The sequence below is a fragment of the Paenibacillus dendritiformis genome, assembly GCF_945605565.1.
GTDB classification, from domain to species: domain Bacteria; phylum Bacillota; class Bacilli; order Paenibacillales; family Paenibacillaceae; genus Paenibacillus_B; species Paenibacillus_B dendritiformis_A.
The window spans coordinates 828,573-848,983 of sequence record NZ_OX216966.1; the positions used below are offsets into that span (position 1 = coordinate 828,573).

The window sequence follows — 20,411 nt, forward strand, 5'->3', positions numbered from 1 at the left end:
TAAGGGAGAGGACGAACGATGATCGATTCAACAGAAACGGCAGCGCTTGCTAAATTAGTCATTATTACGGGAATGTCCGGTGCCGGCAAGACCATTGCGGTACAAAGCCTGGAGGATCTCGGATTTTTTTGCGTAGATAACTTGCCGCCCGTTCTGATTCCGAAATTCGCGGAGCTGATCGAGCAATCCAAAGGGAAAATCGGAAAGGTCGCGCTCGTCATCGATTTGCGCGGGCGAGAGTTTTTCACGGCGTTATCGGAGTCTTTGAATTATATTAGAGAACATTATACAATTAATTGTGAAATTTTGTTCTTGGATGCGACGGATGGAGTCCTCGTCCAACGCTACAAGGAGAGCCGGCGCCGCCATCCATTGAAGCCGAACGGCATGCCGCTGGAAGGCATCAAGATGGAGCGCAAGCTGTTGGAGGATTTGAAGGGCTGGGCCAATCAGGTGATTGACACGAGCAGTCTCAAGCCGGCGCAGCTCAAAGAACGCATCGTCTCGAGGTTCACGCAGGCCGATCAGAACCGCATGTCGGTCAACGTTACCTCATTCGGCTTCAAATATGGGGTTCCTATCGATGCGGATCTCATTTTTGACGTGCGGTTTCTGCCAAATCCTCATTATGTGGAGCAGCTGCGTCCGCATACCGGCCAAGATATCGAAGTCTATGACTATGTCATGAAATGGCCGGAGACGCAGACCTTTCTGAGCAAGCTGCTCGACTTGCTTCAATTTTTGCTTCCCCAATACCGCAAAGAAGGGAAGAGCCAAGTCGTGATCGGCATCGGCTGTACTGGCGGGAAGCATCGTTCCGTGGCCGTCGCGGAATATTTGGGCCGCACGATCGGTTCCAGCGAGACGGAGGTCGTTCGCGTAAGCCATCGGGATTCCGAACGCGATCGGCATTGATGGGGGGATACTGAAGTGCGGGTAGGAGAAGAGCGCGAGCTGCCGCGCATCGTCGTTATGGGCGGCGGAACCGGTCTGTCTGTCATGCTGCGCGGCCTGAAGGAGAAGCCGTTGGACATTACGGCTATCGTCACGGTCGCCGATGACGGCGGAAGTTCGGGTATTCTGCGCCAGGAACTGCAAATGCCTCCCCCGGGGGATATTCGCAACGTCCTGACGTCGTTGGCGGATGTGGAGCCCTCGTTGTCGGAGATGCTGAAATACCGCTTCCCGAATGGAACCGGGCTAGCTGGGCACAGCCTCGGGAATCTGATCCTGGCGGCCATGACGGATATTACAGGCGACTTCGTCGCGGGCATCCGTGAATTAAGCCGGGTGCTGGCCGTTCGCGGGCGCGTGCTGCCGGCCGCCAATCAGGCGATTGTGCTGAATGCGGAGATGACCGACGGTACCATCGTGGAGGGCGAGTCTGCGATACCGCAGGCAGGCCAGCGCATCAAGCGGGTCTTCCTCGAGCCGGCGCAGGTGGAGGCGCTTCCTGAGGCCGTGCAGGCGCTGCAGGAGGCGGATGCGATCCTGGTCGGTCCGGGAAGTCTATATACGAGTATTATCCCGACGCTGCTTGTACCGAAGCTGGTACAGGCGGTCAAGGAGTCGGACGCCGTCAAAATCTTCGTCTGCAACGTCATGACGCAGCCGGGAGAGACGGATAATTACAAGGTCAGTGACCATCTCGAAGCCATCCAGCAGCATGTGGGCGAGCATCTATTCGATTATGTCATCGTCAATGACGGAGAGATACCGCCGCAAGTGCAGGACCGCTACGCCGAGCAGGGGGCGCGTGCAGTGCATTTGGATTTGGATGAAGTGACGAAGAGAGGTTACAAGGTGATCGCCGATTCCCTCGTATTGTTCCGCACGTATTTGCGGCATGATGCGGAAAAGCTGAGCCATCACATTTATCAGCTGGTGGAGAATTGGATGTTACGAAAGAGGTGAGCGGAGAATGTCCTTTGCAGCGCAGACGAAAAAGGAATTGACGTTAATGGAGTCCGATGCATGCTGTGAACGGGCAGAATTGGCGGCGTTAATGCGCATGAACGGCTCCGTCCAGCTCTCTTCGAACCGCAAGGTCATTCTGGATATTTCGACGGAGAACGCCGCAATTGCCCGCCGGATATACACGTTCATCAAAAAGTTCTATCAGGTGCATACCGAACTGCTGGTGCGCAAAAAAATGCGCTTGAAGAAAAATAATGTGTATATCGTCCGTATTCCTTCCCAGGTGCAGGAGATTTTGCATGATCTGCATATCGTATCCGAAGGGTTCCAGTTCACCGATGGAATAGATAAGCGGATTATCGCGAACAATTGCTGTAAACGGGCTTATTTGCGGGGGGCGTTTCTTGCCGGCGGATCGGTTAACAATCCGGAGGGATCCTCTTACCATCTCGAGATTTCATCGATGTACGAAGAGCATTGCAAGGCTATTGTCGAATTGGCCAATGAATTCCGGCTCAATGCCCGGTTCATCGAACGCAAAAAAGGGTTCGTGCTGTACATTAAAGAAGGCGAGAAGATCATTGAGTTCCTCAATATTATTGGGGCGCATCAGGCGCTGTTCAAGTTCGAAGACGTCCGCATCATGCGGGATATGCGGAACTCCGTGAACCGGATTGTCAACTGCGAGACGGCGAATCTGAACAAGACGATTGGCGCGGCCGTGCGCCAGATCGAGAATATCCGCCTGATTGAGAAGGAGATTGGACTGGAACAGCTTCCTGACAAGCTCCGTGAAGTGGCGGAGGTGCGCTTGGCTCATCCCGATCTGAATCTGAAGGAAGTCGGCGAGATGCTCAAGGGGAAGGTCAGCAAATCCGGCGTCAATCATCGGCTGCGGAAAATTGATGAAATGGCCGAAAGAATAAGAAACGGATGAATTTTATTCCTAGTGCACCATCGTTTAAAATGCTATAATGTGATAAACTGAAGAAAATGGCGTAAACGTGAATTGATTAGTAAACTATACAGGAAATGTAGGGGGTATGATCCGCATGGCTCAACAACCAGTTGTGGTACGTTTGAAGACAGGATTGCATGCACGACCGGCGGCCTTGTTCGTTCAAGAAGCGAATAAATATTCTTCGGATATCTTCGTGGAAAAGGAAGATAAAAAAGTAAATGCGAAGAGCATTATGGGGATCATGAGTCTTGCAATCGGCTCAGGCACGTCCATTACCATTACGGCGGACGGCGCGGACGCAGAACAGGCTGTAAGCGCTTTAGTATCCTTGGTCAGCAAGGAAGAGTTGGAAAACTAATTGGACCTGCGTGCCGGCTGCAGGCATAAGGCAGATGATACAGGAGCGGCGGCGGAAGAAGCTGCCGCCCATCTCCATACCGAGTGTCCGGAGGGACAACAATCAAGACAGGACCTGAGCATAACGCTCAGGTCCTGTGTCATATACGGCCAAGGCTTACCATTGGCTGAATACATCGGCGGTGCCCTTCACATTGCCCCGGATGCGGATGCGGTATCTCTCGCCATCCTTGATTCCCTTGAAGGCGACTTCGTCCGCGGTCCAGCCGACATACCCCGTCTTGGTATCTTCCCTGATCCAGCCGGACCATGGATAGTACCGTTCCAGCTCGACATCGAATTCGGTATTGTTCCCGGTATTTTTCTCAGTCGTCAGATAGACCAAAATATTTTTCCGGTGGCTGTCCTTCGGAATGTCGATATCGTTCGGAATCTGATAGTGGGTCGTCGTCTCGAAGGTGGCCGTCCAGTGGTAGATGGCCGTGCCGTTAAATGGAACCACGTTCTTTATGTAGATCTGGGAGCTCCCGCGTTCAGGTGCATTCTGCTGATTCAAGTCGTGTGGGCCGGAACCTTGCGCGAACAAGGTGGCGGGGGAAAGGAGACTCACTGCCATAGCGATTGCGGCGACACGTTTCGTCCATTTACGCGTAAACAACAGAAATTCCCTCCTCTTTCAACAAATAGAATAATTACAACTAGAATGTAACACAAGTTACATCAAATGACAATGAAAATCATTGAACCGGTCTGCTCGAATTCGGCGGCGGGCATGAAGGACGAGCGACAGACATAAAATAATTCATGTGTTGGTGCAACATATTTACTCATCCCCTCGTTTAAAACGTAAGCAAGTTGATAATCTTACCAATATGAGCGATGGAGGGGTATGGGATGATGAATGTGAACTCATATGGACGGAAATGGCGGCGGACGGCGGTGGCAGCCCTCGTCGTCGGCACATTGCTGTTCGGCGCATGGGGAGCCGCCGCTCCGCAGTCGGCACAGGCGGCAGGGGAGGCAGCGATCATGGACAAAAACACGATTACGGTCGTGGGACAAGGCGAATTGGAGGTTACGCCGGATATTGCTTATGTCGATATCGTCACGGAATCGAAGGCGGATACGGCGGCGCAAGCCCAAAAGCTGAATGCCGCAGCATTCGACAAGGCGAAGCAGGTGTTGAGCAAATACGGAATTGCGGATGCCCAAGTGAAAACGACCGATTTTTCCGTGAATCCGGTATATAAATATGCGGAGAACAGCGAACCGAAGGTCGTCGGTTATGAAGCCCGCCACGCCGTTCGCGTGACGTACCGCGACCTCGCGAAGCTGGGCAATCTGGTGGACGCGGTGGCCGGAGCCGATGCGACGCGCGTGCAGCAGATTCAATTCGATATCGAGAAGCGCGACGCCTTCGAGTCCCAAGTGCTTGAAAAGGCTGTGAAGCATGCGGCGAGCAAGGCCGGCGCGCTGGCGAAGGCAGCCAATCGCCAAGTCGGACCGGCGCTTGCGATTGTGGAATCCGGCGCGGATTGGCAGCCGGTGCGGGTCATGAACGAGAAGCTGTCGATGATGAACGCTTCCGCCGCTGACGCAGCCGGTTCGGCTCCTCAAGGCGGCCAGTTGAAGCTGCGCGCGCAAGTGCAGGTTCTGTTCGAAATGAAATAAGAGCCTAAGAGACGGAAGGCCCCTTCCCGGCTCCGCGATGATTCGCGGACGGGCGAGGGGCCTTTGCACGAGGTTACAAAAATGTGGGTGGGAGCCCTTTAGCTGGATGAAATGAGTCAATCCATTGAAGATGAATGTATGCATTTGTCGAAATTACGTAAAAATAGTTGTATCACTAAGCAAAACGATGTATATTGAATATGCAAAAACGCCAACGTGAACGAACGGGAAGCCATACCAACGGATATGGCTTTTTTTGCTTAATGGATAAGGGGACAAGGTATGCGCATATGCATTCTTATCGCATGCTTATCCGGCATTCGCGGCGGCGTCGTCCCGACCGGAGCGGCTTGCCGTATCCCGTGGATAGGCTGACGATATAAGGGGTTGATGCTCTTGATACAACTGGTAAATGTGGAGAAGCACTTTGCCGGGCAACCCGTAGTACATCCTTTGTCGCTCACGATTGATGAGGGAGAATTTCTAACGCTGCTCGGCCCAAGTGGTTGTGGCAAGACCACGATTTTGCGTATGATTGCCGGCTTCGAGCTGCCTACGGCAGGCGAGATTCGGTTGGACGGCGTCAATGTGACGCAATTGCCTCCGAACAAACGGGATCTGAATCTCGTATTCCAGCATTACGCTCTGTTCCCCCATATGACGGTGGAGCAAAATATTCAATTCGGTCTGAAAATGAAAAAAATTCCGCAAGCGGAACAGCGTGAGCGCATTGCCGAAGCCATACGGCTCACACAGCTGACTCCGCTCGCTGCGCGATATCCGCATCAGTTGTCCGGCGGACAGCAGCAGCGTGTCGCCATTGCGCGGGCGATCGCCAACAAGCCGAAGGTGCTGCTCCTGGATGAACCGCTCGGTGCGCTTGACTTGCAGCTTCGCAAAAACCTGCAGGGCGAACTGAAGCAGCTGCAGCGGAACTTGGGGATTACGTTTGTGTATGTCACCCACGATCAGGAAGAAGCAATGATGATGTCCGACCGGATCGTCATCATGAACAACGGGCGCGTCGAACAGGTGGGTTCGCCTAAGGAAATTTACGAACGCCCGGCGACGTTGTTTGCAGCGACGTTCGTCGGCGAGAACAATGTGTTCCATGAAGAGAACATGTTCACCGTCCGGCCGGAGAAGATTCGCATCTCGGACGAGCCGGAAGGGGCGCGCAAGGCAGGAATTATTCAGGATATTGTCTATTTGGGGAATATTCATAAATTGATTGTTCATATGGAAAATGAACAGACGACGGTGACGGCTGTGCTTGACTTTACGGACACCCGTTCATGGCAAATCGGACAGCGTGTCGGCGTTCAGTGGAACGCGGGAGACGAGGTGATTATCGGCCCATGAGACGCTCCTTCGGCATCATTGCGCCGGTCGTGTTGTGGCTGACGATATTTCTCGTCGTGCCGATGATCGCGGTATTCGCCGTATCCTTCATGCAACGCGACGAGTTGGGCAATGTCGTATTTACGTTTACGCTGGAACATTACGCCCGCTTTTTTGACCCGCTCTATTTGGGCATTTACTGGGACACGCTATGGCTCTCGATTGTGACGACAGCGATCTGCCTGCTGCTCGCTTATCCGCTGGCCTATTACATTTCCCAGGCGAGCCCGGGGCGGCAGAAGATGTGGCTCATTCTCATTACGGTTCCGTTCTGGATCAACTTCTTGATCCGAGCCTATGCCTGGGTGCTGCTGCTGCGGACGCAGGGCATCGTGAACCAGGTGCTGCTGGATTTCGGATGGATTCAAGAACCGCTCCAGATGCTGTATACCAAAGGAGCCGTGCTGCTCGGGATGGTGTATACGTTCATCCCGTTCATGGTGCTGCCCATTTATGTCGCTCTGGAGCAAATGGATAAGCGGCTGCTGGAAGCGGCCAGCGATCTCGGTGCAGGCCGCTGGAGCGCGTTCTGGCATATTACGCTGCCGCAGACGAAGTCGGGGATTATGACCGGAAGCGTGCTGGTCTTCGTCACGACGACAGGCATGTTCGTGGTTACCGATATTTTGGGCGGCGCCAAGGCGCAGATGCTAAGCAATATTATTCAGAACCAGTTCCTCGGGGCGCGCAACTGGCCGTTCGGCTCTGCCTTGTCGGTGGTGTTCGTCATCAGCGCCCTGATTATTATCGGATTGTTCCAACGGGCGCTCCGATCCAAATATGAGGCATCGAAGGAGGCGAGGGCATGAAGACAGCATCCGCATCGAAGCAGCATCCGCTGTTGGCTTGCCACTCGTTCCTGCTGCTTCTGTTCATTTACATTCCGATCATATTGATTATGGTCTTTTCATTTAATGATTCGCGGCTGAATGCAAGCTGGAGCGGATTTACCTTCAAATGGTACGGGTCGTTGTTCCAGAACCGGCAGGTGATGGAGGCGCTGAGCAACAGCGTCCTTATCGCGCTCGTATCGACGGTGTTATCCACGGTATTCGGGACGATGGCAGCGCTTGCGATGCGGCGCATGCTGAGCCGGGTGAAAAAAGGAATCGCCGGCCTGCTCTACTTGCCGATCATCGTGCCGGACATCATTATGGGACTGTCGCTGCTCGTGCTGTTCAGCCAGCTGAATATGCCGCTCGGCAAGACGACGGTCATCATCGCGCATATTACGTTCAGCATCTCGTATGTATATGTCATCGTCTCCTCGCGGCTCGCGAATATGGGAGGACAGCTGGAAGAGGCGGCCTCGGATCTGGGAGCGACGCCGTGGCAGACGTTCCGCTACATCACCCTGCCGTCCATATGGCCGGGGATTATCGCGGGAGCGCTGATTGCCTTTACGCTGTCGATCGATGACTTCCTGATCAGCTTTTTCGTGGCGGGGCCGAACTCGACAACGCTGCCGATCTATATTTACGGCTCGGTGAAGCGCGGCATATCGCCGGAAATTAATGCGCTGTGCACGCTGCTTATTTTGCTCAGCGTCGGTCTGATTGTGTTGGCACAGTGGATGCTGAACCGCGGCAACGGCGAGAAGAAAGGCTCGATGCTTCCGTTTTGAGCGAAATCATATTGAAAACAAACATTGGGATCCTGCGGATCAGAGAGGGGTAGAAAGAATTGAAAAAAATGAAATGGTTCGCTGCCGTATTGGCGGGAGTGCTGACAATCTCCGCGTTGGCCGGATGCTCTTCGAGCAAAGACACGTTGAATTTGTATACGTGGGCGGATAATTTCAATCCAGAGATGATTGAGAAGTTCGAATCGGAGAACAACGTCAAGGTAAATATGGCGGTGTTCGCGAATAATGAGGAGCTTCTGGCCAAGATCAAGGCCGGCGGAGCAAACTATGATCTCATACAGCCATCGGATTATATGGTGGCCAGCATGATTAAGCAGGATTTGCTTGAGACGATCAACAAGGACAACATTCCGAACTTCCAATACGTAGTAGACCGTTTCAAAAATCCGGCATATGACCCCAATAGCGAGCATTCCATTATTTATATGTGGGGCGTAACGGGCATTGCCTATAATAAGAAGCATATTGCCGAGGCGCCGACAAGCTGGGCCGATCTATGGAAGGACGAGTACAAGGGTAAGGTGCTGCTGCTGGACGACAATCGCGAGATTATCGGGATGGCGCTCAAAAAAGCGGGCAAATCGAACAGCGCGGATAACGAGGCCGACATCAATGCGGCTGCGGATGACCTGCGGAAGCTGGTGCCGAACGTGGTCGCGTTCGATACGGACAATATCAAGCAGAAGATGATCCAGGAAGAGGGCTGGATCGGGACGGTATGGTCCGGCGACGCGGCCTTCATCGCGGAGGAGAATCCGGATGTTGCCTATGTCGTTCCGCAGGAAGGCAGCACGATCTTCGCGGACACCTACGCGATCCCGAAGGGAGCCAAGAACAAGGAACTGGCCGAGAAATTCATCAACTTCATGCTTGATCCGGAGAACAGCGCGAAGAACTATGAGTTCGTCGGCTACAGCAACCCGGTTACGAAGGCGAAGGAATTCCATAGCGAGGAATATTTGAACAATCCGATGATCAATCTGACGGATGATGAGCTGGCGCGCACGGAGTGGCTGCTCGATGTCGGCAAGTCGATTCAACTGTACGACCGCCTATGGACGGAGCTGAAGAGCGGCCGATAAGGCCATAAGCTGGTATATCTAATCGAAAATCGATGCAAGATTTGAACTCTATTTCTATAGCACTGTCCGGGATTTCAGTCCGGATGGTGTTTTTTTTATGCCTGCAGATAGGGGGTGTGGTCGTAAATTGTCGAAAAAGATATAAAAATGATATACCATATGATATAATATAAAAACGCTTACAGACGAAAAAGTCTCATTCTGCAAATTGTCAATTCGATAGTAGGGGGCCATTGGGAAATGCGATGGAATCATTTTAAATCCAAGCTGTTGTTTAAATATATACTGTCGTATTTATCGATTTTTTTGGTGCCCTTGATTGTGATGACATTTATTATTTATCAAAACGCCGTCAATAACCTGCGGTCCGAGATCGAGCAATCCAGCATCAGCCAATTGGAGCAGGCGAAGCGGAATATTGATGGCCGGATGAAGGAGCTGGAGGAGATCGCGGCCCGGATCAGCTTCGACAGCAAGCTGACTCCTTATATGGTCCGCCACGCCTATTATGGCGGGGAAGCGATCGATACGCTGGATAAGTATAAGGCGAACAGCTCGATCGTGAATGAGATGTTTTTATATTTTCATGGTGACGATGTGATCTACTCCTCCCGGGGAATGATGTCGGTCGACACGATGTTCGACTATGTGTACGACTTCTCCAGCTGGAACAAGAATACGTTCGTGCGGGACCTGAATGCCGTGAAGGTGCCGACGATGCGGCCTACCGAGCAGGTGACCGTGAACCGCCATGGCCAGAACCGGATGCTGGCTTATCTGGTGCCGATACCGACGAATCAGGGCTATAAGCATGGCACCGTCACGTACTTGATTGAAGAGTCAATGCTGACGGGGATGATGGAGTCGGTTCTGAGCAATTTCCAGGGCAATGCCTATATCTTCGATCGGGACGGCCGGGTGCTGGCCGCAGCCAGTCATGGCGGCGAGATGGAGGAGGAGGCTGTGCGGCGGCTTGCCTCCGTAGAGGCGGGCATTCATACGGAGCAGCTCGGCGAAGTGCAGCAATCCGTCGTCGCCGTCAAGTCCGATTCCAACGGCTGGACGTATGTCACCGCGATGCCGTCGAAGCAGTTCTTCGGCCGCGTCGTTCATATCCAGACCTTTATTTTGATGATTTTTGCGGTCACGATTCTGTTCGGATCGATGCTGGCCATCCTGCTCGCCAAGCGGCAGTACCACCCGATTCGCGATCTTCTCGAGTTCGCCAATCTGAAGCGCGGGTCCGATGAAGCGGCAGAGGACGGAGGCCAAGGAAAGACGGAGCTGGAATGGATTCGGGAGACGCTGCTGTCTTATCGGAATCAAGTGGATCTGCAGGAGCCGTATGCCCGGAATCAGTACCTGCTGACGCTGTTGAAGCGCGGCGCACCGAGCCGGGAGGATGCGGAGGAAATGCTGCAGCAATTAGGGATTGTCCTCTCGGGCAGGCACATGTTTGTTATGATTATAGCATGGGAATATATGGTAGATCGGGTGTCTTCCGCGCAGGAACGGGAAGCGTTCGTGCAGCAATTTACGGAGTTCGGCCTGACGAGAGGGAAGGCCATGGCCTATGGCGTCGAGCTGTCCCACACCGAGCAGCTGGCGCTCATTGTCAGCATGGAGGCGGAGTCGGAGGCAGGTGATGAATCGCGCATGGAGGCCATCGTGGAGGATGTGCATCAGCTTGTCGAGGAGCATATGACAGCTATTCCGACGATGGGCATCGGCAGCTTGTACACAAGCCCCGAACAGCTCAATCAATCTTATATTGAAGCCGCTTCGGCGCTGGAATACCGGATTGTGAACGGCAAGGGCAGCGTCACGTTCTTCTCCAATCTGACCTATGAGCAGGATCAGAACTTCTGGATTGCCAAAGATTCCCTCATCAAGCTGACGCAGAGCTTGAAGCAGGGCAATGCGACCGTGGCGGTCGACACGATCGGGGCGGTATTCCGGAAGCTGCAGCAGCAGGAGCCGGCGATCCCGCTGCTGCGGTGCATGTGCTTCGATGTGCTGAATACGGTGCTGAAGACCGCCTCTGAGCTCGGATTGACGGAGACGGCGCAGCAGGTGCCCGATCTGGCCAAGTTCGAGACGCTGGAGCAGCTGGAGGCGAAGCTGTGCGAGCTGGTTGTCTATATTTGCAGCCAAGTGGAGCATCAGGAAGAGTCGGAGCAGCGTTCGTTGACCGACGAGGTCGTCACCTATATCTCGGAGCATTATTGCGAATACGATCTGAGTCTGGAGAAGCTGGCCGAGATGTACCGGGTATCCGTCTCATACTTGAGCCGGTCTATCAAGGAGAAGACCGGGCATACGTTCTCGCAGCATGTGTGGCAGCTCAGGATGGATGAAGTGATCCGCCATCTGAAGAGCGGCAACGAACCGCTCAAAGATATTATTATCCGGGTCGGTTATATGGATGTGCCGAATTTTATCCGCAAGTTCAAGAAAGAAACCGGACATACGCCGGGACAATATCGGAAGCTGTACGGAACCGGAGGCCATTCCTCCGTGATTGAGGAGTAGCGATGAGGAGCGGCAGGCATTTTCTCTGTACGGAGAGAGGCGCCTGCCGTTTTTGCATGTCAAGCAAGGGGATGTGTCGATTTTGCGATGCAAGCGCTCACATCAAAAATGACCTATTGTCTCTCGCCGGCCAATGGGGGAATGACAGCGCTTTATCAGGAAAAGGCTTCGCATAGGCAAGGTGAAGATGTAGAAATTGACAGTGCGGAATCGACATATTTACGGACGGTTGGCCTGATGGCTACAATTTTACATGTAAGCGTTAGCAAGGCGCGTGGCAGCCAAGCTGACCGCGCACACCATATAGACATCAAGAATATTGCCTATCAATTGAGAGGAGGGAGTGGAGACGATGCAAGGAAACGCAGACAGCGCTCTTGCGATGAACATGCCGGCCAACAAAAAGAAATCGGTATGGAAGCGAATGGCGCAAACATGGGAATTGTACCTTTTTATCGCCCCTGCATTTCTTTATTTTCTTATCTTCCACTACGGTCCCATGTACGGGATTCAAATCGCATTTAAAAACTTTATTCCGGCCAAGGGGATTACAGGAAGCCCTTGGGTAGGGTTTGATCATTTTGAGCGGTTTTTTAACTCCTACTATTTCTGGGATCTGCTGTGGAACACCCTCAGCATCAGCTTATACGAGCTGGCGATCGGGTTTCCGCTTCCTATCATTCTTGCATTGGCATTCAATGAAGTCAAAGACGGCTTCTTCAAGCGAACTGTGCAAACGGTTACTTACGCGCCGCATTTTATCTCCGTTGTCGTTATGGCCGGTATTATCATTACCTTCTTGTCGCCATCGACGGGGATTCTTGTACACATCATCGAATTTCTGGGCTTCGAGCCTGCCGCCTTCCTGACGGACCCGAGATGGTTCAAGACGGTCTACGTCCTGTCGGGCGTATGGCAAAGCACCGGGTGGGGCACCATCATCTACCTGGCGGCGCTCTCCGGCGTCGATCCGCAGCTCCACGAGGCCGCGATTATGGATGGCGCAAGCCGCTGGCAGCGCATCTGGAATATCAATATTCCGACCATCGTGCCGACGATTACTATCTTGTTGATTCTGAACATGGGCAGCATTCTCGGCGTAGGCTTCGAGAAAATCTTGCTCCTCCAGAACCCGCTCAACATGGAAGCATCGGACGTTATCTCTACCTTCGTCTATCGTTCGGGTCTGGTCGATGCCCAGTACAGCTTCTCCACCGCTGTCGGCTTGTTCAACTCGGTGGTTAACGCTATCTTGCTCATTACAGTCAACCAAATCGCGCGCCGCACAAGCGAAACGAGCTTGTGGTAGGAAGGAGGGAGCAGCAGATGGCTTCTGCCGTGAAAGAAACGAGAGCGGATAAAGTGTTCGTCTTCTGTAACTATATCTATCTGATACTGGCATTCATTGTCGTCGCCTATCCGATTATTTATATCATCAGCGCATCCATCAGTGATCCGAAGCTGGTCAACTCGGGAGAAATGTGGTTGTTCCCGAAAGGGATTACGTTCGAAGGGTATGCGCGGGTATTCGATAACGCCAAAATCTGGTCCGGGTATAAAAACACGATTATTTATACGGTTGTCGGCACCTTGGTCAACCTTATCGTAACTTTGCCTGCGGCGTACGCCTTGAGCCGCAAAGACTTCGTCGGACGCAACTTCTTCATGGCCATGTTCATGGTGACGATGTTCTTCGGCGGCGGGCTGGTTCCCGGTTACTTGCTCGTCAAAAACCTGGGCCTGATCAACAGCATGTGGGCGCTGATTCTGCCGGGCGCGGCATCGGTCTGGAATATTATCGTGGCCCGGACGTTCTTCCAGTCCACGATACCGAATGAGCTTCAGGAGGCCGCCCAGATTGACGGCTGCACCAATATGAGGCTGTTCATCAAAATTGTGCTTCCGCTGTCGGCGCCGATTATTGCGGTCATGGCCCTGTTCTACGGGGTAGGCCACTGGAACAGTTACTTTGGAGCCTTGATTTATTTGAATGAGGAAGCGAAGTATCCGCTGCAGATGATTCTGCGCCAGATTCTCGTTCTGCAGGAGATGTCGGCCGAGACCACCGGCGCGGCGGTCAACAGCTCGGTCGCCGCTGCGCTGAACAACAAGGCGGAGGTCGCTTCTCTCATCAAATATGCTGTCATTATCGTCTCGACCTTGCCGGTCATCGTCGTCTATCCGTTCCTGCAGCGCTACTTCGTGCAGGGCGTCATGATTGGTTCGGTCAAAGGCTGATGTTCAACGCATCAGCCCGCCCGCTTCATCTTCATCGGATAATAACGAAGACTTCCAGTCTTTGATTATTATATGTGCTTCACCCGGTAACGTATAATGAACACAAAAGGGAGGATCTACGCATGCAAAAGCTCAAAAAGACATGGGCAATTCTGCTGTCCATGACGATGCTCTTCACCCTGCTGGCGGCTTGCGGCTCTTCGGACAAGCCTGCGGCAGAAGGCAACAGCGGCAATACAAGCAGCGAATCCGCAAGCGATGTCAGCAAGGACGGCTTCCCTATCGTCAAGGAACCGATTACGTTGACGATGATGGGGCAAGACGTAGGGATTCAGAACTGGCAGGACATGGCCTTCTTCAAAGAAATGGAGAAAAAGACGAACATCAAGTTCGAATTCCGCAATGCGCCGGCTGATAGCTTCGATACAAAGAGAAACCTCGTGTTCGCGAGCGGAGACTATCCCGATGTATTCTTCTCCGGACAGCTGCAAGCTTCCGATGAAGTCAACTATGGCGGACAAGGCGTTCTCATTCCGCTGGAAGGCTTGATTGAGGAGTACGCACCGAACCTGAAGAAAATTCTTGACGAAAATCCGGATATCCGCAAATCGATTACAACGCCGGATGGACATATTTATTCGCTGCCGAACATCGACTTGGATGCCGGCTGGTATAGAGGACCGTTGTGGTACAACGGCAAGTTTTTGAAAGCGCTTGGCATGGAGGTCCCTAAAACGATCGATGAGCTGTATACCTATCTGAAGCGCGTCAAAGAGGAAGATCCGAACGGCAACGGCAAGCAAGACGAGATTCCGCTCGCTTCCGTCAAGCTGGACGATCTCCGCATGTGGCTGCTCGGCTCATGGGGAATTTACAACGAAGTTATCTATTCCGATACCCAGGACAAAGTTCACTATACGCCAATGGAGCCAGGCTACAAGGAATACCTGACGTTCCTGAACAAGCTGTGGACCGAAGGCTTGCTTGATAAAGAAACGTTCTCCCAAACGGATGAGCAGAAAAAAGCAAAAGGGAAGAACAACCAGCTCGGACTCTTCTCTGACTATCATGCTTACTTCACGCTCGGCGGCGAGCCAAGCATGGATGATCCGATGTACCGTCCGGTCGACAGCGACGTGAAGGCGGTAGCTGCGAAGCATCCGGGTCTGGCGAAAGGCGCCTTTGCGATTACGAACAAAAACCAGCATCCGGAAGCAACGATGCGTTGGGTAGATTATCTGTACTCCACGGAAGGCGCCGAGCTGCTCAGCAACGGTCCGGAAGGCATCCTGTGGGAGTATGTGAATAAAGACGACCATACGAAGAAATGGCTTGATGTGCCAGGCGGCGGCGACCGTGAAGAGTATCGCGCGACGCTGACTCCAGACTATGGCGTAGTCGTTCCGAAGATTACGAACGAAGATACGAAGCGCGGCTTCTCCGGCGAATTCGACGCATGGCTGAAGAAAGAAACGGATGAGAAAATTCTGCCTATCGCGAAGGTTCCATTCCCAAGCGTATACTTGTCGCAAGACGAGCAATCAGAAGTATCCAGCATCCGTTCCGACCTGGATACGTACGTGAAGCAAATGGAAGCGAAATTCGTAACCGGTCAAGAGCCGTTGACGAACTGGGATAAATATCTCGAGACTTGCAAAAAGATGGGCGGCGACCGCATCGTAGAAATCTATCAAGCGGCGTACGACCGTTGGAACACAGGGAAATAAACCGTTACGCAAAGAGCCCCGGGGGTGAATTCCTCCGGGGTTCCGTTTATTTTTGGCATCATGCTCATTTTTATCTAATTTTAAGGTTCGGTTCAGTTTTCTTTAATGTAGCCATTGTATTCTGATTATGGACCGAATGACAGATGAGTTCTTGCAAAGGAGGGTTGCCCTGCATCGATTGAACCTTGGACAGCCGGATTTCATCCGTTGAACAAGGACATCCGTTTCATCTTTCTCATGGTTTACAGTTTACCCCTAGAACATAATATAGGCCGCGTCGCTTGCGATGCGGCTCTTTTTTTTGCAATTGGAACGATCCCGATAAATGGCCGGTGTGCTACAATGAGGTCAATACCCCTACTGGCAAAGGAAGGAAGAATATGATCGCGATTGAGAGAGTCGAATATGAGCGCAAGTCGGCCCTGCGGAATCTTCTCGAGCTGTACAAATACGATTTCTCGGAGTATGATCCCGAGGATGTGAATGAGAACGGCTTGTACGAATATATGTATCTGGATCATTACTGGACGGAGGAAGGCAGGCATCCGTTCTTTATTCGGGTGGACGGGAAATTGGCCGGCTTCGCCTTAATTAGAGAGCTGGGCGCGGATGAGTCCGGCCGGATCGTGCATGAGATGGCCGAATTTTTCGTCATGAAGAAGTATAGACAGCAAAAAGTCGGGCAGTCTGCGGCTGCTGAACTGTTCGATCGGTTCCAAGGCAGCTGGAAGGTTGGCCAATTGGAGACGAACCAGCCCGCGCAAGCATTTTGGACGAAAACAATAGGACACTATACAAACGATACATACGAAGTCATCAGAGAGGACGGCTGGGAAGGGCCGATCATTGCCTTTTCAACCGAGGATCGATCATGAGGTATGGCGCTCTTATAGGATGCCCGCGCAGCCGGCTTGTTGCCCGCTGCAGCGGGCTTTTTTGCTGCCAATGCAGATTGTTGTATTTTACATTTATCTCAATGTGACCGAACGCCTAGGCCTGCTATCTAACTAGATAGCGAGTAAATGGGGAAGGGAGAACCCGCATGTGGACATCGAACGAGAGGTAAGGCGGGCCCGGAAGGGCAATCACGAAGCCTTTGTCCGTCTTATCCGGCCGCTGGAGCTTCAGTTATACGGGGCTTCCGGAGATTCCGGCGGCTTGTTCCGACGCTTCCGAATATGATCTTATCGATCTGAGAGACGCCGTGGATCAGTTGGACGAATCATTGCGGGATGCCGTCATGTTGTATTATTTCCGCGATATGCCGTTGAAAAAAGATTGCCGAGCTGCTGGACACATCGGAAGGGGCGTCAAAAATCGTCTCTACCGGGCCCGGCATATTTTGGCGCAACGGACTACCAATTTCCGGACAAGTTCGAATTCACGCTGCAGGTCAAATTGGATGGAATGGAGAAAAAGCCGTATGAATTCCGAATTCCCGTAAGTAAAAATGTATCGGATCGCATTCTAACGCCAAAGATGGCGAAGACACATAAAGGACTCGAATTATCTCTGAAAAAGGCGGTTGTATCGGCTGACGCGATCAACTTGGATATCGGCGAACGGGCGAAGGGGAAGCTGGAAGCATGGGAGGATATTCTCAAAAACCAGGCGGGGGAAAATGTGGGTGACGGACTTCCGAACTTCCGGTATGCGGTAGTGGATGACAGAGGGGTTATGCTTCAACCCGCAGGCCAGGCCGGTACCCTCCAGCAGGATAATCATTGGCTCGATCAGGCCGAGTTTATCCCGTATGGGCATGGGGTCAATTCGATTACCGTCAAGCCTTATATTGAGATGAAGGCGGACAACGATTCGTCGCAAGAAATTAAGGTCGCCGTCAAGCAGACCCCGACCCCGAACAAGCCGCTCGTACTTGAGCAGAAGGGGAGTGGCCGTATCACGATTACGAATCTGGAAGTGAAGCAGGACAAGATCGTCGTTCATTTCCAGGCCAAGGACAGGGAACCAAGAGATTTTTATATTACCGATGATCGAGGCGTCAATTATTTTACGAATACGATTCAGAGCGATAACTTGAAGGAAAACAGCTTCATTAGCGAGTTGACCAATATGGAGGGGAAATCCCCTGCCGGGCGTACGCTAACCGTGAACATGGATAAGCATCACAGACAATATATCAAGGAGCTGGAGATGAAGATTAAGGTGAAATAAGTAAAATAGTCATTCCCTCGTCAGTAGCGACGGTGGGGATGTCTTTTTTATTTTGTTATTTTCAATGGTTTATCAGGTTAATTAACCGATGGTTATTTACCAATAAGGAGAGTAATGGTATTATTTATATAATTATACAGGGTCTGATTGGAATGAAAAATGCCCAAGGATTGGGAGAAGGTGATAAGATGGATTTTGAGCGAAGAAGCATTGGTGAAATCATACGCCTAAACCGGAAAAGACAAGAGCTCACTCTCGCTGAATTATCCGCTTTATCAGGGATCCCCAAGGGGACCATCTCTAAAATAGAGAGGGGAGAAACTCGCCATCCCGAACTGGACACGGTGTTGGCCATAACATCTTGTCTATCTATCTCTTATACCGAAGTGATTGCCCATTACGTTAATATGGAGAGGCGAGTGGATGTTTTACATCGGATATTGTTAGATATCATTGGCTTCCCCGACACTGCTGGTGCCATCGAAAAAGTGGCTCTGCGATTTCTCGAGTGCCAGGGCATAGATAGTTATGAACTTACCGGGAAACTATATGATATTACACTAACCATAGAAAATGTGGAAACTAGACTAGCTCTTTTCGAATTAATTTCTTCATTCGCACGAAATCACGGGATACAACCATTTGTCGCCAAATCGTTATTTCAGAAGTATCTTATTGAGCGCGAAGATTTTCGAAAACTTGACCTAACATTTCAGTCTGGAATATATATATTAAATTACATTAATTTCTTATCGATGGAGGAACGGGTGCTGCTCCACTTCAAATTAGGTTTCCATGCTTATGCTCTCCAATATTATGAGAAGTGCATAAACTTATGTTCATACGTAACTAAGGAAAGAGAGAGCGATAAATTAACAAAAGCACGTGCCTTGCTTCTCATATGTAATTCCTATTATTACTTAGGCGATTACTTTATGGCTGAGCAATACCTGGGGGAGTGCAAAAAGTTTCCTTTTGATGAAATTCAACAAAATATTAAGCTCAACGAGGCTGCAATACAGGGAAAGAAAGGAAACACGGACATTGCAATCATGAAACTTGAAGCTTGCTTGGAACAATCCTCTCCAAATTCTGCGATTCATATTATAAATGAACTTCTCGAACTATGCCTCCAGAGAAAAGACATCCACTCACTAGAAAAACTGATCGGTAAGGAAAGTCAGATTATAAATGTACCTTATAGCACACCCTTTAAGAAATCAGAATTGGCATTATATTTTAAATTAAAAGCTGGGTATTTGATATTGATTCAACAGTACGATAAGGCTATTGACTGTTACATAAGAAGTGCATTGATTTATTCTGAAATTAGAGCCTATAAAAGAGCTAATGATTGTTTTTATTCAATATTTTTGCAATTATCTAACAGGCCGGCAGAGAATTTACCTGTAATACGTCAATTAAAAGAGACATTTAATGCGCTTCGTATGATGTAAACTTTTTAAGGCGGTGATGAGTGTGCACCGAAGAATATTGAAAATTGGAGTGTTTTTGTGTGCAATACTGCTTATTAATTATTTTACACCCGTAGATGAGAAGATAAATATTTCGGAAATCAGAGTAGCGAGAAATGAACAAATAAAAATAACACAATTCAATAGTACTATCGGTGAACCTGGTGGTTGGTGAGACTAATAATTGTACTTCCAGAAAGTGTGGTTGAATTCGTAAGAATTCTTCCACACTTTTTGTCATAAATAGTTCAAAAATGTCGAAATGTTTTAAAGTCATTTAATTATAAAAAATTATAGAAACCTATATTAAATTGAGAACAGATTTAGAGTAATCAAAATTGAATTGGCTAAATTCCTTTATTTCGAATGAAAGGTGGGCCGGATTATTAAAAAACACTGTAATAAAGAATTATCTTTAGCTGAAAAGGAATTTTTAACTGAAAAAATTGAAGAACTCCGTCAGCGCTTAGTAAGAGAAGCTGCCAGTATGAATAGCTTGGATGATGAGTATATTGTCCGACTTAGCCAGGAATTGGATACATACATTTTGGAACATCAAAAGATGACTCATGCAAACCGTGAAATTAATGGAAAAAACAGAGATGTAAGTAAATAGCCATTCCCTCGTCAGTATAGACGGTGGGGATGGCGTTTCTATTTTGCCGCCGGAGCTGGACTGGCAGTTCTGCATGATGCTCTAGAGCGCTCCAATGATGGGATACGGGGGGGATTGCTGCAAATTTACAGAATTTTAACGCTGTCGGGGGCGAAATTGGGAAAATTCCTGCGCAGATGCAGGAATTGGCCCCTTTTATCGAAGTCTGAGCGGGAAGAAGGCGAAATTGATGCCGTTTTGCAGGATTCTTATTTTGGAGGAGCGGCGGGAGCGGAAATACTGCATTTTTACAGCTTTGCGGCGGTAGAGGTGAAGGTTGGAGGTGGGTAGTGGGCGGCCGTGGGAGGCGGGCGGAGGAAAGCAAGCGAACATAAGCGGCATAGCAATATTCCCGAAATGATAAAATCACCTTGCTGTCATTTTGCACAGGAGGTGATTTTGTTTCATTGTTTTATGAAACGAAATTCGCGTTTGTTTCCTGAAAACATATCAAAATCAGCGTAATTTTCATAAAATAAAAGAATTCAAGCCAATTTCGACATTTTCTCTTTTCAATTCGACAGAAATGTGGTTTAATATGAAACAAGCAATGTTTCATTTGTTTCAGTTATTGT

Annotated in this window: 20 protein-coding genes; 19 read left to right on the forward strand and 1 reads right to left on the reverse strand. The window is 50.5% G+C overall.

Features of this window, described 5'->3' with window-relative positions; all coding sequences use genetic code 11:
* Window positions 1-18 precede the first annotated feature (18 nt).
* From rapZ to NNL35_RS03680, 4 genes are all read left to right on the forward strand, one after another.
* A complete protein-coding gene (gene rapZ / locus NNL35_RS03665) occupies window positions 19-915 on the forward strand; it encodes an RNase adapter RapZ (RefSeq protein WP_006678147.1) in 897 nt (298 codons plus the stop codon).
* A gap of 57 nt (window positions 916-972) precedes the next feature.
* Window positions 973-1,914, forward strand: a complete 942-nt coding sequence (locus tag NNL35_RS03670; RefSeq protein WP_050979461.1) for a gluconeogenesis factor YvcK family protein — start codon at window positions 973-975, stop codon at window positions 1,912-1,914.
* Between the two features lie 7 nt (window positions 1,915-1,921).
* Window positions 1,922-2,854 carry a DNA-binding protein WhiA gene (gene whiA, locus NNL35_RS03675; protein ID WP_006678145.1) on the forward strand — a complete coding sequence of 311 codons (933 nt, stop codon included), beginning with the start codon at window positions 1,922-1,924 and terminating at the stop codon, window positions 2,852-2,854.
* Between the two features lie 115 nt (window positions 2,855-2,969).
* Entirely contained in the window at window positions 2,970-3,236 is a 267-nt protein-coding gene (locus NNL35_RS03680) for an HPr family phosphocarrier protein (protein WP_006678144.1), read from the forward strand.
* A gap of 156 nt (window positions 3,237-3,392) precedes the next feature.
* Here the strand turns inward: NNL35_RS03680 and NNL35_RS03685 are convergent, their stop codons facing one another.
* Window positions 3,393-3,893, reverse strand: a complete 501-nt coding sequence (locus NNL35_RS03685; RefSeq protein WP_006678143.1) for a hypothetical protein — start codon at window positions 3,891-3,893, stop codon at window positions 3,393-3,395.
* Window positions 3,894-4,129: 236 nt separating this feature from the next.
* Between NNL35_RS03685 and NNL35_RS03690 the strand changes: the two genes are divergently transcribed.
* The 15 genes from NNL35_RS03690 to NNL35_RS03760 all read left to right on the forward strand — a co-directional run bounded on the left by NNL35_RS03690 (window position 4,130) and on the right by NNL35_RS03760 (window position 20,127).
* Entirely contained in the window at window positions 4,130-4,906 is a 777-nt protein-coding gene (locus tag NNL35_RS03690; protein WP_006678142.1) for an SIMPL domain-containing protein, read from the forward strand.
* Between the two features lie 390 nt (window positions 4,907-5,296).
* Complete coding sequence (locus NNL35_RS03695) at window positions 5,297-6,268, forward strand: ABC transporter ATP-binding protein (RefSeq protein ID WP_040732267.1); 972 nt, start codon at window positions 5,297-5,299, stop codon at window positions 6,266-6,268.
* Window positions 6,265-7,116: an ABC transporter permease gene (locus NNL35_RS03700; protein WP_006678140.1), complete on the forward strand. Its 852-nt coding sequence runs from the start codon at window positions 6,265-6,267 to the stop codon at window positions 7,114-7,116. Before NNL35_RS03695 ends, NNL35_RS03700 begins: the two co-directional genes overlap by 4 nt.
* Window positions 7,113-7,931 carry an ABC transporter permease gene (locus NNL35_RS03705; RefSeq protein ID WP_006678139.1) on the forward strand — a complete coding sequence of 273 codons (819 nt, stop codon included), beginning with the start codon at window positions 7,113-7,115 and terminating at the stop codon, window positions 7,929-7,931. The genes NNL35_RS03700 and NNL35_RS03705 overlap by 4 nt, the downstream gene beginning before the upstream one ends.
* Before the next feature lie 59 nt (window positions 7,932-7,990).
* Window positions 7,991-9,034: an ABC transporter substrate-binding protein gene (locus tag NNL35_RS03710; protein ID WP_040732265.1), complete on the forward strand. Its 1,044-nt coding sequence runs from the start codon at window positions 7,991-7,993 to the stop codon at window positions 9,032-9,034.
* Between the two features lie 240 nt (window positions 9,035-9,274).
* On the forward strand, window positions 9,275-11,566 hold the full coding sequence (locus tag NNL35_RS03715) for a helix-turn-helix domain-containing protein (protein WP_254552932.1): 2,292 nt from the start codon (window positions 9,275-9,277) through the stop codon (window positions 11,564-11,566).
* Between the two features lie 352 nt (window positions 11,567-11,918).
* A complete protein-coding gene (locus NNL35_RS03720) occupies window positions 11,919-12,875 on the forward strand; it encodes an ABC transporter permease (RefSeq protein ID WP_006678137.1) in 957 nt (318 codons plus the stop codon).
* 17 nt (window positions 12,876-12,892) lie between these two features.
* Window positions 12,893-13,804, forward strand: a complete 912-nt coding sequence (locus NNL35_RS03725) for a carbohydrate ABC transporter permease (RefSeq protein WP_006678136.1) — start codon at window positions 12,893-12,895, stop codon at window positions 13,802-13,804.
* Window positions 13,805-13,926: 122 nt separating this feature from the next.
* Complete coding sequence (locus tag NNL35_RS03730; protein ID WP_006678135.1) at window positions 13,927-15,531, forward strand: extracellular solute-binding protein; 1,605 nt, start codon at window positions 13,927-13,929, stop codon at window positions 15,529-15,531.
* Window positions 15,532-15,911: 380 nt separating this feature from the next.
* Window positions 15,912-16,406 (forward strand): GNAT family N-acetyltransferase, encoded by a 495-nt coding sequence (locus tag NNL35_RS03735; protein ID WP_006678134.1) that lies wholly within the window; start codon window positions 15,912-15,914, stop codon window positions 16,404-16,406.
* Between the two features lie 169 nt (window positions 16,407-16,575).
* Window positions 16,576-16,713, forward strand: coding sequence for a hypothetical protein (locus NNL35_RS03740; RefSeq protein ID WP_158000462.1), 138 nt, complete (start codon window positions 16,576-16,578; stop codon window positions 16,711-16,713).
* Between the two features lie 297 nt (window positions 16,714-17,010).
* Window positions 17,011-17,706: a hypothetical protein gene (locus tag NNL35_RS03745; RefSeq protein ID WP_006678132.1), complete on the forward strand. Its 696-nt coding sequence runs from the start codon at window positions 17,011-17,013 to the stop codon at window positions 17,704-17,706.
* Between the two features lie 152 nt (window positions 17,707-17,858).
* Complete coding sequence (locus NNL35_RS03750) at window positions 17,859-19,163, forward strand: helix-turn-helix domain-containing protein (protein ID WP_238535392.1); 1,305 nt, start codon at window positions 17,859-17,861, stop codon at window positions 19,161-19,163.
* Between the two features lie 391 nt (window positions 19,164-19,554).
* A complete protein-coding gene (locus NNL35_RS03755; protein WP_083835591.1) occupies window positions 19,555-19,797 on the forward strand; it encodes an aspartyl-phosphate phosphatase Spo0E family protein in 243 nt (80 codons plus the stop codon).
* Between the two features lie 114 nt (window positions 19,798-19,911).
* Window positions 19,912-20,127, forward strand: a complete 216-nt coding sequence (locus NNL35_RS03760; RefSeq protein WP_006678130.1) for a hypothetical protein — start codon at window positions 19,912-19,914, stop codon at window positions 20,125-20,127.
* Window positions 20,128-20,411: the final 284 nt, after the last annotated feature.

Coding starts and splice junctions, on each gene's coding strand:
- rapZ (WP_006678147.1), top strand. CDS start 19: ATGATCGATTCAACAGAAACGGCAGCGCTTGCTAAATTAGTCATTATT.
- NNL35_RS03670 (WP_050979461.1), top strand. CDS start 973: ATGGGCGGCGGAACCGGTCTGTCTGTCATGCTGCGCGGCCTGAAGGAG.
- whiA (WP_006678145.1), top strand. CDS start 1,922: ATGTCCTTTGCAGCGCAGACGAAAAAGGAATTGACGTTAATGGAGTCC.
- NNL35_RS03680 (WP_006678144.1), top strand. CDS start 2,970: ATGGCTCAACAACCAGTTGTGGTACGTTTGAAGACAGGATTGCATGCA.
- NNL35_RS03690 (WP_006678142.1), top strand. CDS start 4,130: ATGATGAATGTGAACTCATATGGACGGAAATGGCGGCGGACGGCGGTG.
- NNL35_RS03695 (WP_040732267.1), top strand. CDS start 5,297: ATGCTCTTGATACAACTGGTAAATGTGGAGAAGCACTTTGCCGGGCAA.
- NNL35_RS03700 (WP_006678140.1), top strand. CDS start 6,265: ATGAGACGCTCCTTCGGCATCATTGCGCCGGTCGTGTTGTGGCTGACG.
- NNL35_RS03705 (WP_006678139.1), top strand. CDS start 7,113: ATGAAGACAGCATCCGCATCGAAGCAGCATCCGCTGTTGGCTTGCCAC.
- NNL35_RS03715 (WP_254552932.1), top strand. CDS start 9,275: ATGCGATGGAATCATTTTAAATCCAAGCTGTTGTTTAAATATATACTG.
- NNL35_RS03720 (WP_006678137.1), top strand. CDS start 11,919: ATGCAAGGAAACGCAGACAGCGCTCTTGCGATGAACATGCCGGCCAAC.
- NNL35_RS03725 (WP_006678136.1), top strand. CDS start 12,893: ATGGCTTCTGCCGTGAAAGAAACGAGAGCGGATAAAGTGTTCGTCTTC.
- NNL35_RS03730 (WP_006678135.1), top strand. CDS start 13,927: ATGCAAAAGCTCAAAAAGACATGGGCAATTCTGCTGTCCATGACGATG.
- NNL35_RS03735 (WP_006678134.1), top strand. CDS start 15,912: ATGATCGCGATTGAGAGAGTCGAATATGAGCGCAAGTCGGCCCTGCGG.
- NNL35_RS03745 (WP_006678132.1), top strand. CDS start 17,011: ATGGCGAAGACACATAAAGGACTCGAATTATCTCTGAAAAAGGCGGTT.
- NNL35_RS03750 (WP_238535392.1), top strand. CDS start 17,859: ATGAAAAATGCCCAAGGATTGGGAGAAGGTGATAAGATGGATTTTGAG.